This window comes from Arthrobacter sp. B0316-1-20, from assembly GCF_059091865.1.
In genome coordinates this window covers 46,454-61,278 of sequence record NZ_JBNHHC010000033.1, presented here as the reverse complement: position 1 = coordinate 61,278, position 14,825 = coordinate 46,454, and the positions used below count along the sequence as shown (strand labels likewise).

General features: G+C 59.2%; 14 protein-coding genes. 8 read left to right on the top strand and 6 right to left on the bottom strand.

What is annotated here, in order from left to right:
* On the top strand, nucleotides 1-893 hold an 893-nt coding region (locus tag AC5RW2_RS32400), incomplete at its 5' end, for a ParB/RepB/Spo0J family partition protein (RefSeq protein ID WP_494074936.1).
* A 313-nt stretch (nucleotides 894-1,206) separates the two neighbouring features.
* On the opposite strand, the gene AC5RW2_RS32395 is transcribed toward AC5RW2_RS32400, so the two are convergent.
* Nucleotides 1,207-2,238: a hypothetical protein gene (locus tag AC5RW2_RS32395; RefSeq protein WP_493964500.1), complete on the bottom strand. Its 1,032-nt coding sequence runs from the start codon at nucleotides 2,236-2,238 to the stop codon at nucleotides 1,207-1,209.
* A gap of 237 nt (nucleotides 2,239-2,475) precedes the next feature.
* Between AC5RW2_RS32395 and AC5RW2_RS32390 the strand changes: the two genes are divergently transcribed.
* A complete protein-coding gene (locus tag AC5RW2_RS32390; protein ID WP_493964501.1) occupies nucleotides 2,476-4,758 on the top strand; it encodes a hypothetical protein in 2,283 nt (760 codons plus the stop codon).
* A gap of 60 nt (nucleotides 4,759-4,818) precedes the next feature.
* Here AC5RW2_RS32390 and AC5RW2_RS32385 read toward each other — a convergent pair whose 3' ends face one another.
* The 3 genes from AC5RW2_RS32385 to AC5RW2_RS32375 form a co-directional block, all read right to left on the bottom strand.
* Nucleotides 4,819-5,028: a hypothetical protein gene (locus tag AC5RW2_RS32385; protein ID WP_494074935.1), complete on the bottom strand. Its 210-nt coding sequence runs from the start codon at nucleotides 5,026-5,028 to the stop codon at nucleotides 4,819-4,821.
* 54 nt (nucleotides 5,029-5,082) lie between these two features.
* Nucleotides 5,083-5,376, bottom strand: a complete 294-nt coding sequence (locus AC5RW2_RS32380; RefSeq protein WP_493964503.1) for a hypothetical protein — start codon at nucleotides 5,374-5,376, stop codon at nucleotides 5,083-5,085.
* A 566-nt stretch (nucleotides 5,377-5,942) separates the two neighbouring features.
* Complete coding sequence (locus AC5RW2_RS32375) at nucleotides 5,943-6,680, bottom strand: class I SAM-dependent methyltransferase (protein ID WP_493964504.1); 738 nt, start codon at nucleotides 6,678-6,680, stop codon at nucleotides 5,943-5,945.
* Between the two features lie 230 nt (nucleotides 6,681-6,910).
* Between AC5RW2_RS32375 and AC5RW2_RS32370 the strand changes: the two genes are divergently transcribed.
* On the top strand, nucleotides 6,911-7,474 hold the full coding sequence (locus tag AC5RW2_RS32370; RefSeq protein WP_493964505.1) for a recombinase family protein: 564 nt from the start codon (nucleotides 6,911-6,913) through the stop codon (nucleotides 7,472-7,474).
* A 540-nt stretch (nucleotides 7,475-8,014) separates the two neighbouring features.
* Here AC5RW2_RS32370 and AC5RW2_RS32365 read toward each other — a convergent pair.
* Nucleotides 8,015-8,488 carry a DUF1990 family protein gene (locus AC5RW2_RS32365; RefSeq protein ID WP_493964506.1) on the bottom strand — a complete coding sequence of 158 codons (474 nt, stop codon included), beginning with the start codon at nucleotides 8,486-8,488 and terminating at the stop codon, nucleotides 8,015-8,017.
* Nucleotides 8,489-9,070: 582 nt separating this feature from the next.
* On the opposite strand from AC5RW2_RS32365, the gene AC5RW2_RS32360 reads away from it, so the two are divergent.
* The 5 genes from AC5RW2_RS32360 (at nucleotide 9,071) to AC5RW2_RS32340 (ending at nucleotide 12,712) form a co-directional block, all read left to right on the top strand.
* Entirely contained in the window at nucleotides 9,071-9,832 is a 762-nt protein-coding gene (locus AC5RW2_RS32360) for a hypothetical protein (RefSeq protein ID WP_494046073.1), read from the top strand.
* Between the two features lie 7 nt (nucleotides 9,833-9,839).
* Nucleotides 9,840-10,163 (top strand): hypothetical protein, encoded by a 324-nt coding sequence (locus AC5RW2_RS32355; RefSeq protein ID WP_493941641.1) that lies wholly within the window; start codon nucleotides 9,840-9,842, stop codon nucleotides 10,161-10,163.
* Nucleotides 10,164-11,024: 861 nt separating this feature from the next.
* Nucleotides 11,025-11,426: a hypothetical protein gene (locus AC5RW2_RS32350; RefSeq protein WP_493941640.1), complete on the top strand. Its 402-nt coding sequence runs from the start codon at nucleotides 11,025-11,027 to the stop codon at nucleotides 11,424-11,426.
* A 204-nt stretch (nucleotides 11,427-11,630) separates the two neighbouring features.
* Nucleotides 11,631-12,008, top strand: coding sequence for a hypothetical protein (locus AC5RW2_RS32345; RefSeq protein ID WP_493941639.1), 378 nt, complete (start codon nucleotides 11,631-11,633; stop codon nucleotides 12,006-12,008).
* A gap of 68 nt (nucleotides 12,009-12,076) precedes the next feature.
* Nucleotides 12,077-12,712 carry a hypothetical protein gene (locus tag AC5RW2_RS32340; protein ID WP_494074934.1) on the top strand — a complete coding sequence of 212 codons (636 nt, stop codon included), beginning with the start codon at nucleotides 12,077-12,079 and terminating at the stop codon, nucleotides 12,710-12,712.
* A 966-nt stretch (nucleotides 12,713-13,678) separates the two neighbouring features.
* Here AC5RW2_RS32340 and mraY read toward each other — a convergent pair.
* The gene (gene mraY / locus AC5RW2_RS32335) at nucleotides 13,679-14,782 is read right to left on the bottom strand and encodes a phospho-N-acetylmuramoyl-pentapeptide-transferase (RefSeq protein ID WP_493941637.1); all 1,104 of its coding nucleotides are present in this window, start codon (nucleotides 14,780-14,782) and stop codon (nucleotides 13,679-13,681) included.
* Nucleotides 14,783-14,825 lie beyond the last annotated feature (43 nt).

The window sequence follows — 14,825 nt, the reverse complement described above, 5'->3', positions numbered from 1 at the left end:
GCACCATCGAAGAAGCCCTGATTCTGGCCGAATTTGAAGACGACCCCGACGCGACCGAGGAACTGGAATCAGTCCTCGCCGACGAACCCGACATGCTGCTGCACCTCACCCAGCGCCTGCGGGACAAGCGGGACATCGCCGCCGCCCGTGCCGCGCTGATCGCCGAACTCGAAGGCCAGGGCAAGGCCATCGTGGAGGACGCGGGCCACTACGCCGACGAAGACGCCCTGTACGTCTCGGCCGCGAACCGGGCCGACGGTGAACCGGCCACCGAGGACGACGCCAACGCCTACATCATCCAGCGCGACTGGCAAGGCAACCACTCCGCCAAACCAGTCATCAGTGGTTGGAAGGCGCTCGGCTTCACCCCGCGCCACGAACGCTACGTCGGCGGCCGTCAGGCGCAGTCCGGCCCCATGACCGAGGAACAGAAAGCCGAGCGCAAGACCCTGATCGCCAATAACAAGGCCATGGAGTCTGCTGGTGTCGTCCGCCGGGAGTTCGTGAAAAACCTTCTGGCGCGGAAGCAGGCACCCAAGGGCTGGCAGTACTTCACCGTCCACGCCATCACCCACCACCCCGAGACCGCCAGCGGATACCAAGGCGAAGTCGCCGCCGACATGATCGGAGTAAAAACCGAAGACAAGAATGGGCGCTGGGGATGGAACCCCCTCCGCGACCACGTCGCCAACACCACTTCCCGGCCCGAGGTCTCGCTGATCGCATTGATCTGCGCCGGGTACGAAAAGACCATCGCCAAGGACTCATGGCGCTCACCCCACCAAAGCCACCGCGACTACCTCAACCAGCTGGTCACCTGGGGTTACACCGCATCCGAAACCGAACAGATCATCATCGACAGCGGCAAGGAAACCAGCACCGACGTCGCCTAAAAACAGCCCCTTGCCGGGCGGCGAGAAGAACCGCCCGGCAAGGCACCAACCACCGCAGGGCCGGCCCGGAACCTCACAGAAGCGGGGCGGTCCGCCGCCCAGGACACACCACAGCAACCACTCACCAGCGGCGGACCGCCGCTCCACGCGGCACAACCCCAAAAACCATTCCCCCGCGGGACCAGGAACAACGACGTTCCCCAGCCGCGCGGCAGCACCACCAGCAATTCAGCTAAGCTGAACCACAGATTTCCTTTGCAGAGGGAAACCAAGGCAGGGCCGGCACTCATGGAGCTGCTGGCCCTGCTTTCGTTTAGGCGTCAATCTTAGCTTCCAGTAACCGCTGCGGCCGGTTCCGAGGCGACCGAGTTGAGCGTATCCAATAGCGGCCTGCTTGGTCCCGGTACCCCAAGATCAAATGACGGGGAGCGTCATAGCCTGGCCGGTCATGCCACAAGTTTTCCGTGGACCACTCGTCAAAACGGTGTGAATCCGCGAACGAAAACTTAACCAACAATTGCCTGCCAGCGTTCACTGAACCCAGCGCCCACTGATTCTCGCCGGGGGGGAACTCAGGTTCGTAGTCGGTCCGCCACGTCCACTTCGGAGGTGACCCGTCCAGGTACCCGCTTTCGCGCGCAGGCGGGGCATCCCGGTCAGCAACTTCAACCCCGATTGGCTTAAACCTGTCCTCCCGCAGCCACAGAGTTATGTCGTTGAAGACGAGGTCCTTAGATCGGTTCTCGATGACCACGTAAGCAACCTGAGTCCTGTAGTCGTCCTCTTGCACGGCCTCGTAAGGATCGCTTTGCTCTTGTGCCGACCACTTTATTTGTACTTCTGCGTATTCAGAGTCCAAGGGCATCGACGTGCGATATGAAAATCTAAGTTTCCCCGCTTCGTGCAGGGCGATCCGGTCCACTTCCTTAGTAAGTGCCTCTCGCTCTTCCCGGACCAGCGCCCGCTCTTTCTCACGCTCTTCCCGGTCATGCACCCGATCCCTTTTCAGCTCTCTCTCGGTGCCCTTTTGAGCCTCAATCGCATGTTTGATCGACAGTGAAGCAATGAGGACAGCACCGATCGAGCCGAACGCCCCAGCCCACGTGCCCCAAGCGGCCCAATCGTCAGGTGATGTCGCCCAAAAATAACGGTCACCCGGCGGCAAGACGAAGTTCCAGTAGGCTACGCCGCCGATAATGCCGATAATAAGGACAGTGACGGCGATCAAAATCCAGAACACAAGTGGGCGCGGTGGGTTGTTGGTTCCAGCGTCATCTTGATTCCCCGTGTCCACAAATTCTTCGGCGCTTTCGCCGCCCCCAGTCCGATTCAAAGCAGCGTTCATTCTTCTTTCGCATTCTCAAGCCAAAATGTCACAGGACAGATCGACTATACGTCCAGTGGCCAGGACGTTGAGAGGCCGCTTTCGCGTAAGTCAGAAACGACCGGTTATGCGGCTGCGTCAGGGCTTCGGGTCCTAGGTGACCAGCACTGACCCACGGGGTGCGAATCAGACGAAATGATGTCCGCTCCGATGTGAGGCTGCACCCTCCTGGTATTGCTGGGTCAGTACGATCACATCATGAGAACTGAGATGGCAGAGGCCCGAGGGAAGGTAACAGTCCGTCCGTGGCGGACTGGCCTGCTAATAGACACAAAATCTCGAGTCGAAGTCCGTGAAGCAATCGTGAACCTCAGCTCAGTATGGGGCGGACTGTCCATGCCGATCTTTGATAAGAACACTGGCATTGAGTCGCTGGAAAAGCTGGGAGAGATGTTCGATGTCGACTCGATGTATGCCGAGAATGCAGAGGGTCCGCTCAACGAGTTTTTGAGGAAGCCTGGTTGGGGTTGGCGAGGTGGTGGGCCGTGGGGACCGTTCGCCGAAGAGGGGGAGGAAAGGTTCCGGAAAGGACTTCTTCCGCTTCGGGAAATCCTTGACCCCGTCAAGCTCGTTCAACCCGTTTGGTCCCCGGAAGACCCTGCAGATCTAGTGCTAGCCGCGCTGTGGGGACTCCCGGACAAAATTGGTGCACAGTGCATGCGCCTGCCGCTTTCGGAATTCCTGCCGCGGAGGGACCTGGGCGCCATAGAATGCGCGCTGCTAGCCAAGTCAATGGTGCACACCGACGCCGGCGCCCGGACACACCATCGGGGGATTGGGGACGGCATATTCATCCTGAAGCCTGACCTCCCGGACGACATTGTGGCCTTCTGGAACGCACGGGCATTTGGTTGCAACGTAATTGGAATCCCGTCGGAAGGGGACCCAGATTTAGTCAATTTTCTGCTCTCCCAACCACTTCCTCGCCACAGAGTGACGATCCGCGGGGAAGACCGGGAAGTTGTGTATATCACTGGGGCTGACAAGGCATCGACTGAAGTGACGAAGGCGATTGAAGCCGCTGCACATGCTGACGGACTTATGGTTCAGGCAGGGCATCCAGAGGTACTCTCATCCTTCATTTTTGAAGGGCTGGATACAGACTTTAATAAGACCGTTCGGGTGGATTTTCGACCAGAGGCCCACGGCGTTGATGTCGACCTGCCACAAGTGCCACTAACGGGTAGCTCCAGGCGCTCGTTCATGCGGGGAATTGTGGCTGCAGAAGTGGAACTACGAGAGATCCGAGGCCAAGACCCCCGGTTCACCGCTCAGATCCCACCGTACCGCCGTCACGCAGCGCTGCTCCAGGACCGGTATGGCGTTCACGGCGCTGACCACGTTCGGTCTACATACGACGGCGTTGTTTTTGGCCTGGATGCCACCTCGGAGCACCTGAGATTTCCCTTCTTATACTGCCAAGACGTCCTAGGCCTGTTGTTCGACAGCAAAGCGGCAAAAATCAGCCAGTCGGACGTCGGCAAGTTTCAGACGCGCGCCGCCGAAAGATTTGGCGGCCCCTATAGCGGAACCTTTAACCAGAGTGGCGTACGAGCGGCCGTGACATTGGCCGCAGGAAAGGCGGCCGGCATAACCCTTCCCCATCTCCGTAATTCCGTGGAAAACAACAGAGGGAACTGGCCACACCGTGTCATGGACAGCGACATGACCCCGCAAGAGTACGCAACCCGAGCAGTGAACCACTTGTTTCACAGCGGGCTTTTCGTCCCAACTTTGAGAGTCCATTGCAGCCACTGCCGCGTTGACAGCTATGTATCAGTGGAAGGACTAGGTCCTTCAATGATGTGCGAATTCTGCGGACAGACATACAACTTAGCGCTCTCCCATAGTCTGGCCCTCCCCGAGTGGCGCTACCGACTGGCTGCGCACCTTCGCGCTGACCAGATCGAAGCGCTTCTGCCGGCACTCGCCACAACTTCGGTACTGCAGCAACTGCGCCATTCCGAAGGCTCGCCGCCTCTGGTACTCGGATTTGAGATCACATTAGAAGGACGAAAGGTCGAAGCAGACATTGCCACCTACCTGGCGGAGCGAGAGTGGCTAGCAGTCCTAGGCGAGGTCAAGACTGCCAACAGAATCGACGCCAAAGACATCGCGAACCTCGAGTTCCTCCGTACAAAACTGGCCGAAAAGAATGTCAGATCGCTCCTGATCTTCGCAACACTGAAAGCCGAACTCTCTCCGGAAGAGCGTCAAGACCTGCGCGCACTCGTTGAGCGGTCAACCATGATCAGGACTTCTAGCGGACAAAACAGTCCGAGCCTCCCATTAGTTCTAACGGGGCCCGACCTTTCGCATACCTGGTGGGACAAGGACCATCCTTGGCGGTGGGAGAAACGGAGTCAGAACGGCATCTTTGACACCGCCTTGATCTCATGCGAACGGAATTTGGGACTCACCAGCTACACGTACAACGAGGACCCCGATGGAGCTGGTTTTCACTTCATGTGGACTGACTAGCCATGTAGGTCGAAAACGACCGATTCTGTGGCATCTACCCGTTCTGCCGCATCTGGAGGGCTACCAAGCGCGGTAGAACGGATAGGGGGAGTTCGAGTTCGATGTGGCAAAGCGTGGAAACCCGAGGCCCGGCTCCGGTTCGGCGTAGCTGTTGGCGCCGCCAACCTCAAACCCCGCGCGGCGGTAGAGCCTGATGCCGTCCTGAGCACAGAAACCAACCGTCATAGATGGAGATGGGGCGCCGGCCGTGTCTGCGATGTTGTCGAGCATGCCCAGAAGGATTGTTGCCATGCCGCGGCCGCGGTGAAGGGAAGAGCGCGGCTGTTAGGTCGTCAGGATGAACAGTAAGGCCGGCAGGAACAGCAAGGCTTGGATTGACGACGAGACGAGCGATATGACAGCGATCGTCTTCGACGTGCGGCGCAGCCTTCCGGAAGCGGTCTTCCGGATGGCCAGGACGGTGGAGACGATACTAAGAGCGAGCTGGATCGGGGAGGAGTAAACGAGCAAGGCAAGGTAGCCCACCGCGGCCCATCCCTCTGACGCCAGCATCATCACAGAGACTGCTGCTGACCACAGCAGCGTGGTTGCCGCCAGGATCAGGGAAGTTGTTCGCATATCCGGGTTCCTCTCACCCAGCTGGTCGGGGGTCACCCTTGCCGGGCTTGACGTTCAGCCGCGCGTCAACGTCCGGGTGCTCCGTTTCGCCGTGGGCCACCAACTTGTCATAGACCAAACCGCCCAGAAGCCAGTCAAGCCCATGCCTCTGACATTCAGGAAATCGATCTTTGGGCGTTCTCAACTCAGCAGATTGCGGACGGCAGCGTGAAGCGGTTAGGCAGGTCAAATACGACCATTTGAGACCCTGTCAGTTCGACCGCCACGATCACCCTAGAAATGGCCTAGATCGAGCTGTAGGAACTCGTTGCCGGAATCATAGTCAGTCAAAATAAGGGAGAAGGCGTTATTGACCAGTGAGAGCGGACGCACTGGAGCGAAGCACGGCTTCGCTTCAGAGTGCGGTCGCTAAACGTTCTGGCGGAGCCAGAACCTGTGATCTCAACGATGAGCGCTAGCTGGTGTCTGGCTTATGCGCGGAGCGGACTACCGCTTAGACGCCGTGTTCTGTGGGTACTTTTTCTTGGAGTATCGCATCGAATCTAATGAATCCTTGGCGGGTCCCTTCAGGCTCGGGCGATGATGAGCCAACCACGGCCCGGTGCGTAAGGCAGGTCGCGGACCTCGGTGTTGGTAAAGCCCGCTTCTGACAGGGACTGGCTGAGTGCCTCCTTGGTGCGGAAGCGCAGGGTGGAGGTGGAGTCGATGCGCTCACCGTCGGCTAGGAAGATGGTCGGAGATTCAAACGTCACTAACTCCCCATCGACGTCCGTCACTTGGACCCATTCCTCGACTGGCCCCTCCTCGGCGACGTGAACAACCCGATGGGTGAGTTCCTTGGTCCACCGCTTCCAGCCTTGGTCAGAGGGCACGCGGCTTTCAAAGGCGATCCGTCCTCCGGGGCGCAGGCATGTGCGGATGGCTTGCAGGGTGGCGAGCCATTCCTCGTCGTCAAGGAAGACTTGGGCGACGTTCGCGGTCATCGTGGCGAGGTCGTATTGATCCTGGTGGGATGGGTCAGCGGCAATGTCCGGGGCGATACCTACAACCCACGTCACTTGATCGGCGCCGGCTTTGGTTCGTGCGACATCGACGGATGCTCCGGCGGGGTCGACGCCCAACACTCTTAGGCCGCGCTCCGCCAGAAGCGAGCAGAAGGTCCCTGTACCGCAACCGACATCCAGGACCGCAGTCGCCCCAAACTCATCGACAAGGTTTGCATAGGTATCTAGGTCGCTGCGGTCAGGATCAAGAGGGTCATACACGCGGGCTACTCGCGGATGATCGAAGATAGCATCAGGCATCCCACAGACGGTACTCCATGCCGTCGAGATCTCATCGGCGGCGTTGAATGGTTCGACGAGTAGTCCCAGAAAAGGACCGTCTGCTGAGACAGCCGGTCTTCCCCGGCCGCCATTTCTGGAGGTGAGAGAAAGTCGCGGATTCTAGACAACCCCGTCGTCTCATCAATATGTCTCACGTCTGCTAGTCTCAGGAACATTAAAATGAACCTTTGATGTGACTTAGGACGGCTGTGGCAAGTATCGGGTATGCCAGGGTCAGCACAGTTGACCAAAACACGGACCTTCAACATGGCGCGCTGAAAACGGCCGGTTGCAAGAAGGTCTTTACGGACCACGGGGTGAGCGGCACACGGGCCAAGCGTCCTGAGCTGGACAAGATGCTGGAGCACCTCCGAGAAGGCGATGAAGTGGTCGTTTGGAAGCTTGACCGGCTGGGCCGCAACACGCGGAACCTGCTGGCGCTCATTGATGACCTCGAGGAACGGGGTGTCCACTTCCGTTCACTGACCGAGGGCATCACCACCACAGGCGCCATGGGCAAGGCGATGTTCACCGTTATGTCCGCGTTCGCCCAGCTCGAACGCGACCAGTTGGCCGAGCGCACCAAGGCAGGCATGGCTGCAGCTGCCGCCAACGGGCGCAGGGCGGGACGGCGGGAAGTCACGGCAGGCGACCGAAAAGTGAAGCGAGCCCATGAGCTGAAGGCCCAGGGCCTCAAACCCGCTGACATCGGCAAGATCGTTGGCGTCAGCCGCGCCACCGTTTACCGGTACCTGAACATGGAGAACGCCTAACTATTGTTTGGCTGAAACAGGTGGAAGCTAAGTCGTGGCCGGTTGAGCTGGCATCAGTAGCGATCTGCCCCGCCTGCGTGCAGGAAACCAATGCGCAGATGACCATGGCTTACCGGTATACCTGCCTCGCCCAGCTTGGCCACGTTCCGCGTTCTGTATCGAGGTCGATGCCACGAAGACGTACATGGCAGACGTCGCCTGGCGTTCGGGCCACTGCCCAGAGGCTGTGCGAGCGTCCACGCGATCGCGATGGAATCCACTCGAGTACCTCGTCAAGGTCGGCGCCGCTTAGCTCCCACTCCTCGCTTGCGCCACCGTCCTCTGCCCAGAAATAGACACGGTACGTCGGTTTCGCGACCTCGGACGTCTGATCACGCGGATCTATCGGGTGAGCTTCCATACGCTGACCGTACTCTGCCTTACCCTCATCCTGAATGGCCGCATCGCAGCCTCATAAATGACCGATGGCTGCAGGGGAAGGTCCGACGCGGCTTTATTCGAGAAGATCGGTTCTCGTGGTTTCGGCGTTTCTTACCCCGATTATCGGAGCGCACGTAGGTATCGCCTTCGCGCGACCCGCTGTGCGATTAGAAGGAGTGGGTACAGCAATCGCCACGGTTGCTGTGGAGCCGCCCGCGTGAGCGAGCGAATCGTCAGTTGAACCTCGTCGCCGTGGCGGTGAACGATAAACGCTTCCTCACCACGAACAGGATGCCCCGGCATCGTGCGGTAGGCAAAGCCAACTCGATCTGGCTCCTGCACAACAGATACGACTTCCACCGGCTCAACAACGGTGACCCCGCAAATGTTCGCTGTGACAATCACGTCGTCACCTTGCGAGACCGGGCCCGGTGCATCTACCGAAAAGCCACTCGCGGTTTTCACCTTCCATCGGAGCACATCGAAAGCGGCTTGCTCCCATTTGGCGTCGCCTCTTCCCACAAGCGCCGTAACCTCGGATCGACGATATTCGCGGTCACTACTAGGCCATCCCGGTAAAGCCGGATTCGTCATGCGGCCTCCCTTCGCGTCCTGCACTTATTCTCAGTTGACCCTCATTCTCGTCTACATGTAGACAGACCAGTGATTGCTAATCCACGAGGTCGGTTTTTGCACAGCCTTTGAACCGGGGGCTCCCTGTCCCACAGGCAATCGTAGGTCCCATAGCAGTGACTTCCGCTGACAGGTCAGAGTGAAATCTGAGACTCTAGTCTCACGACGTCAGGAATTGCAGATTAGAACCCTATCCTGACGTCTTTCAACTCTCTTCCGGACGTCAGGTTGGGGTGTACTCCAAACTGACGAACGCCTGCGCGAACTGGGAACCGAAGTGTGCACTTGAGAAAGGATGTGTGAGTTTTCGCAGGCCTTACGGGACGGCCAAGTTGTATCCGGGGGAACTCACCCGGGCGATTTACGACTGTCTCCCAATTGAACCCAAGAACGTTCCTCCATAGGCCGGGGGTTTCCGGCTCCGTGCACGGTCAGGCGCGGCCTTCCAGCAGGTCGAAGATCTACCCAGGGTTTCTTCAAGAACCGCTCCATAGCGTTTCGGACGGGGCACTTTCTTCCATGAAGGACTTACAGGGGGAATCAATGAGAAAAACTGTCTCAACACTTGTTGCCATTCTCGTCACTGGATCAATGGCTTTTTTGAGTGCCGCGCCGTCGGACGCTACGGAGACGGAACCAATCACCCCAGCGGTGGTTGAAGCCGCGGATGCAGCCGCTTTGGCAGATCCGCTCACCGAGGAGGAACTCAGTACAATCGCCGAGCAGGAAACGGCGCTCAGTGATCCGATTTCAGACGATGACTTGGCCGAACTGGAGGAGATCGCGGAAAACGAAGACCTGACCATGTGGGTCGACGGCGAACAGTACGTTCCCAAAGCCGAACACGAGGAGGAAGAGGACTCCAAGCGCTCGATCACAGGCGGAGTCAGCACTATGGCCTACCAGCCGGTGACGTGGGGTGCCTGCGGCGTCTTTACTGCTGCCAGCAAACTGGTCCGCACCTTTTACATCAGCACCGTGCCGTTCCGCTACCAGCCTGTTTATCTTCGGTGCGGCGCGGGCTGGGGATACCGCCACATCAAGGCCGAACACATGTCGCAGTGGGAGTCGCTGGCTAGGCTGGTCGGCGCAAACTGGCGCGATTTCGCTGACTTCGCTATTAAAGACGCCCTCGAACACATCTACTCGGGAACCTACCGTGCCGCCAACAAGACCTACACGTACAAGGGCACCATCCAGCTGAAACGGTACGATGGAAGAACAGTGCGGACCTACTACCCCCGCGTGACAGTTTCGGCCGGGGACTACCGGATTATCACAGCATTCCCGTCCAGCACGAGGTAGGGAATCGATGCGCGACTACGCTGAACTGTACGAACAACTAAAGTACCGAACATCCGACGACGGCCTTCTGGAGGTTTCCGAGTTCGGCGGTAACGCCCGTGTTTCTTTCCGCACGGCTGCCGGCGGCAGTCGCTATGAGTTCGACGCTACGTTCGATCAGGTGATTGACGCCGTCGAGCGGACGGACGCCAGCGACCTGTGGCCGGACCTGGACAGGCTGCAGGCTTCTATGTGCCTGTTTTCCGTTCATCTCTACGAAGCCTTGGATACTGCACCGGAAGGCGCGAAACGCCTGCATATCGTCAAGAACGGAATACGCGCCGTCGCCTGACAATACTTGGCCAGAAGAAGTAACTCTCCAGGACCGAGCGCGTCGGTAGTCTGGGCGAACTCCTTTGCTGATAGCCAGTCATGGAGTTTCAATGGTGGAAAAACCGCCTCCTCGTGGGCCGCGGAGGCCGGCGGAACAGTCGTGGGTGCGGGCATCGCCCATGTCACCATCGGTTCGTTCGCCCAAATGACAGATGGTTCGATCTGTTACTCGGGTAACCCGACTACCGATTACCCCTAAGCCCAACCGCACAAAGCAAAAATAAGGCGCGTGGGAGCCTCCGCCGGCCCCCGCGCGCCTTATGCATTTTCAGCAATTTTCAGATTGCCGCGTAATCGGCCGCAGCCGATCCAACCGAAAACTACTTCCGAGGACAATCACCACGTCGCCACGACGCGCCGCAGCGCCCCCACACGTCTGCCGCAGAAGGAAAGACATGAACCACGTCGGGACAGCGCGGCTTGGTGTTGCTCCGGCCGCGGACCGGCCCGGTGGGGCGCTGCTCGTGGCCGTCGCAAGAACATGGGCGCAACGGTCGGTTACCTGTCCGGCCTGGCGATGCGCCGGATCGCGCTCGTTACCCTCGCTCCGGAACCTCGATCCGTGGAGATTACACCTAGTCTCCAACGGGTTGTTGATCTGAGTTGTTTGGGCTCTGGGTGGTGAGGTTTCGCCCCACTGCTGGGTTGGCCTCCCACCAGACGGATTAGCGCACCATCAGGGGCAGAGCTGGACCGGGGCACGCGCGACCGCTGGACGAAAGCTGCCGTCCGGGACGCTGGTGAATGGATTTTCATATCCAGCGGCCAAGTCAGGCCTTAGAAGGTCTCAGTGGCACGCAACACAGTTAGACTCCGGAATATGAACGATCAGCAGACTTCTCCCGAGGCCCGGTCAGGCTCCCCGGCGCAACCCGTTTCGACCCGTCGGCGGACCGGCAAAATCGCATGGGCGGCATTTATCGCCGCAGCGATCGGTGTGCTTCTCACCTGGTTCACCACCTATGCCGGCCCGATCGCCGCACGGCAGGCGGCAGCAAGGTACGACTACGACAACATCTACACCGTCGCGGCCATTGGTTGGGGCCTCGTCACCGCTCTGAACATCATCGCCGTGATCCTTGGTGCCATGGGAATACGTCGAGGGGCCCGCAAGGCGCTGGCGGGTGCCGCAGTCGGAATAGGTGCTACTGGCATCGTAGGGTTCCTCGTAAACCTGCTGGTGTCCTTCCAGATCCTGCCGATGCTGCAAATCGCGCCATAGGGTTGGAAGCCGCAGCCAAAGACGACTAATCGCCGATTCGTGAAAAATTTCTTTCACGAATCGGCGAGTTTGGTTAAACGATATTGACTTCGGTCCGGTTCATTAATAGCGTCAGCGGACCACTCGCTGACGTTCGATGCGCAATGCCGACGAGATCGTTTGTTGGACCGCTAAGACGTCAACCTCTAGGGGAAAGGTTAGACAATGCGATCTACCAAGAGTTCCACCACGAAAAGACGAGGTACCATCGTCGGCGCCACCCTTCTGCTTACCGCGGCGATGGCCGGCGGCACCGCGGCCGCGGCGTATGCGGTAGTCGCCGACGGCACCCTCGGAAGAGGCCGCATCGCTCTTCCGGTAGCGTCTCCCTACACCACTTACGTTTATGTGGACCAATGTGCTCCCGACACCAGCGGGAAGGTCCTCATCGCACGGGGCAGGGCGGTCGCCGGAGGCGACCACATCGCATACGGTCCGGATTCGATCGCCGGCATCGGCCCTGAGAGCATAACTTCCACTAAGAAGATCGGGTACTGGACCGCATCCAACGGAAGTCGCTGGGACTGCCAAAAGAAGGCATAGCCGGAACAATTCCCTGTCTCATAAAAAGCACAGTAACAACGAAGATACTCGTGAAAAGAGGATTGGTAATGGCTAAGAAATTTCGCGTCATGGTTGGGGCAGCGGCCCTTGCCGGTGGCCTGGCTGCCGCTGGATTGGGCGGCATGGCTGCTGTAGCAAGCGTCGATTCCGGTACCGCTCAAAATGAAACCTTCGAGGGCGGGCTTTCCGGCGTCTTTGAGACGGCCCTTGAGGCCGCGGCATCGTCGCCGGCGGAGCACCGAGCGGTGACAGGCGCGGTCAAGAACGGCAAAATTGCTACAGCCGCTTACGAAGCGGCTCACCGCAAGTACGAAAAATGCCTGACCGACCGCGGTTTTGATCCGGAATTCCGGAAGTCTGCCCAGGGCTTTTACGTCGAGTTGCCCTACGAAGGAGTGACAGATGGGGATGCTCTTGACGCCGCGTCCGTCGACTGCGCGAAGGGCATCAGCACGGTTATGGCCCTGTACCAGGTGCAGCAGGCCAACCCGAAGGCCCTGACTGATTGGCGGCAGGTGGCTGTCGAATGTCTGACCGAGGGCGGACATGTGAAGGTCGGATACACCGTGCACCAGTTTGAAAACGACTGGAGCAAGGATCATTTCCCCTTCAATCCTTCCGCAGTCGGGGCCAACGACTGCCTCTACGGAGCCGGATACGCCTACTTCGATCTGGATGGCTAAGGCTCAAGGCTGAGCTTCAGCCCGTCACCCGAGAACGCCCCACCGGCAAAGCCTGGTGGGGCGTTCTTTTTCGATCGGGACGCCCTAGCCCGCGCCGTTAACCGGTTACAGTCGGTCGCTGATCCGCCGCCATTAGGCTCGGGGGCAAATCCAGGAGGGGTGTGATCGGCGGGCAAGTTGACCTCCTACGTATTCTCAACACTCTACGGGAGTTGCGATTGCAGCCGTCCAAGTCCGATAACCGTGAGTATGTCCGGACAAGGTGTCCCGCTGAAGCATGCTCAAAAGGGACAGGGGAGCCCCAGCGAAGACGGGACTTCGATCGCGCTCAGGCTATTCACAGGCGTCATAGGCTCTCGCTCATATTTGTCGCAGTGGACCATCGGCTTATGCCTCACTGTCACAGGGACTCAAGCCTGTGGACCGCCCAGCAGCCTGCCACGGTCAGTGGCTGCCACTTTCGGCGTCATCGCATACCGTGACCGTGAAGGATATCCGGCAGCGCAGGGACGGCTCCTGGGCCATCCATGGCCAGCAACTCGAAGTGACTCCGGAACCCGCCGAATGCCCCGCCTGCGTCGTCGCTCGGCAGCCCGTCACCGATGACATGTGGGAATCCCGGGAGCGGGGAGGCGAGGGCGGGGAGGACTACCAGCGGGCGTCCATGGATGAACTGACCGAGATCCTGGACCGGCTCGACACAGCAACCGCTCACGCGCTGAAAGCGTCCAGCCATAGAGGACACCCGGAGGATGCTGGACCAGGCGAGCCGCTGGGGCTGAGCGACAAGCCCTGCCCAGTACCCCAACCAACCAAAGCAGAGCACAACCAGCACAATGGGTATTGCCCGAATCATCAAGGCAATTGGAGCATTACGGCCGGCCATGGCTCCTGCCAAGCCCCACGCCCTTGGAAAAGCCGAATCGGGCGCTTTCGACCGGTCTGGATTTCGCTGGGATGAAACTGTTAGAGCAGTACAACCCATTCGGCGTAGAAGATTCCAAGGGCGACGGCGACGAAAAAGCCCGCAATCATCCAGAAGCGGGCCACCACTGTGACCTGTTCCCAGCCCTTCAATTCAAAGTGGTGATGCAGCGGCGTCATGAGGAAGACGCGCTTGCCGCCGGAGAGTTTGAAGAAGCTCACCTGGATGATGACGGACAGGGTGATCATCACGAACAGACCGGCCATGACGACCAGAAGCAGCTGAGTGCGGGACAGAATCGCGAACCCTGCGATCGCGCCCCCGAGGGCAAGTGATCCGGTATCACCCATGATGATCTTCGCCGGTGTGGTGTTCCACCAGACGAATCCGACAAGGGAGCCGCACAGCGCAGCCGCGATCAGGGCCAGGTCGAGCGGATCTCTCACTTCGTAGCAAATATTGATCGGGACACTGGGATCAGCACATCGTTGGTTGAACTGCCAGATGCCCATCAGCATGTATGCGCCGAACACAAAGATTGACGCCCCCGCGGCCAGGCCATCCAGCCCGTCGGTGATGTTTACGCCGTTGGATGTCGCGGTGAGGATCAGGATGGACCATAGGATGAACAAGATTGCGCCGATCAGCGGCCCGGCGAAGGCTAAATCGAAGGATGTGTCCCGAACGAATGAGATTGCGGTGGAGGCCGGAGTGTGCCCGTTCTCATTGGGGAAGTTGAGAGCGAGAACGGCGAACGTTATCCCAACTGCGGTTTGGCCGATGATCTTCGCCGGCGCAGTAAGCCCAAGGCTGCGCTGCTTGGAGACCTTGATGTAGTCATCAATAAAGCCTACGAAGCCCATGCCGACGGTGACCATGAGCAGCAACAACCCCGAGGCTGTCGGGCCGGGCGATGCACCAAGCATCATCATGATGCCGTGCGTTGCAAAATAGGCGATCACCACCGACCCAATGATCCATGCCCCGCCCATGGTGGGAGTGCCACGCTTGATGTGGTGGGAGGTGGGTCCATCCTCGCGGATGAACTGGCCGAAGTTCTTCTTGACCAGGTAGCGAGCGAGCACCGGTGTGCCGCTCAACGACAAAATCAGGGCCGAAGCAGCAGCGATCAGCAGCGCAATCATAGGGAGGCGCCCCTTCTGTTTCCCGGACTGAGTCCGTCACATG

Coding starts and splice junctions, on each gene's coding strand:
- AC5RW2_RS32355 (WP_493941641.1), top strand. CDS start 9,840: ATGCGCGACTACGCTGAACTGTACGAACAACTAAAGTACCGAACATCC.
- mraY (WP_493941637.1), bottom strand. CDS start 14,782: ATGATTGCGCTGCTGATCGCTGCTGCTTCGGCCCTGATTTTGTCGTTG.
- AC5RW2_RS32350 (WP_493941640.1), top strand. CDS start 11,025: ATGAACGATCAGCAGACTTCTCCCGAGGCCCGGTCAGGCTCCCCGGCG.
- AC5RW2_RS32360 (WP_494046073.1), top strand. CDS start 9,071: ATGAGAAAAACTGTCTCAACACTTGTTGCCATTCTCGTCACTGGATCA.
- AC5RW2_RS32365 (WP_493964506.1), bottom strand. CDS start 8,488: ATGACGAATCCGGCTTTACCGGGATGGCCTAGTAGTGACCGCGAATAT.
- AC5RW2_RS32395 (WP_493964500.1), bottom strand. CDS start 2,238: ATGAACGCTGCTTTGAATCGGACTGGGGGCGGCGAAAGCGCCGAAGAA.
- AC5RW2_RS32375 (WP_493964504.1), bottom strand. CDS start 6,680: ATGCCTGATGCTATCTTCGATCATCCGCGAGTAGCCCGCGTGTATGAC.
- AC5RW2_RS32385 (WP_494074935.1), bottom strand. CDS start 5,028: ATGCTCGACAACATCGCAGACACGGCCGGCGCCCCATCTCCATCTATG.
- AC5RW2_RS32340 (WP_494074934.1), top strand. CDS start 12,077: ATGGCTAAGAAATTTCGCGTCATGGTTGGGGCAGCGGCCCTTGCCGGT.
- AC5RW2_RS32390 (WP_493964501.1), top strand. CDS start 2,476: ATGAGAACTGAGATGGCAGAGGCCCGAGGGAAGGTAACAGTCCGTCCG.
- AC5RW2_RS32380 (WP_493964503.1), bottom strand. CDS start 5,376: ATGCGAACAACTTCCCTGATCCTGGCGGCAACCACGCTGCTGTGGTCA.
- AC5RW2_RS32345 (WP_493941639.1), top strand. CDS start 11,631: ATGCGATCTACCAAGAGTTCCACCACGAAAAGACGAGGTACCATCGTC.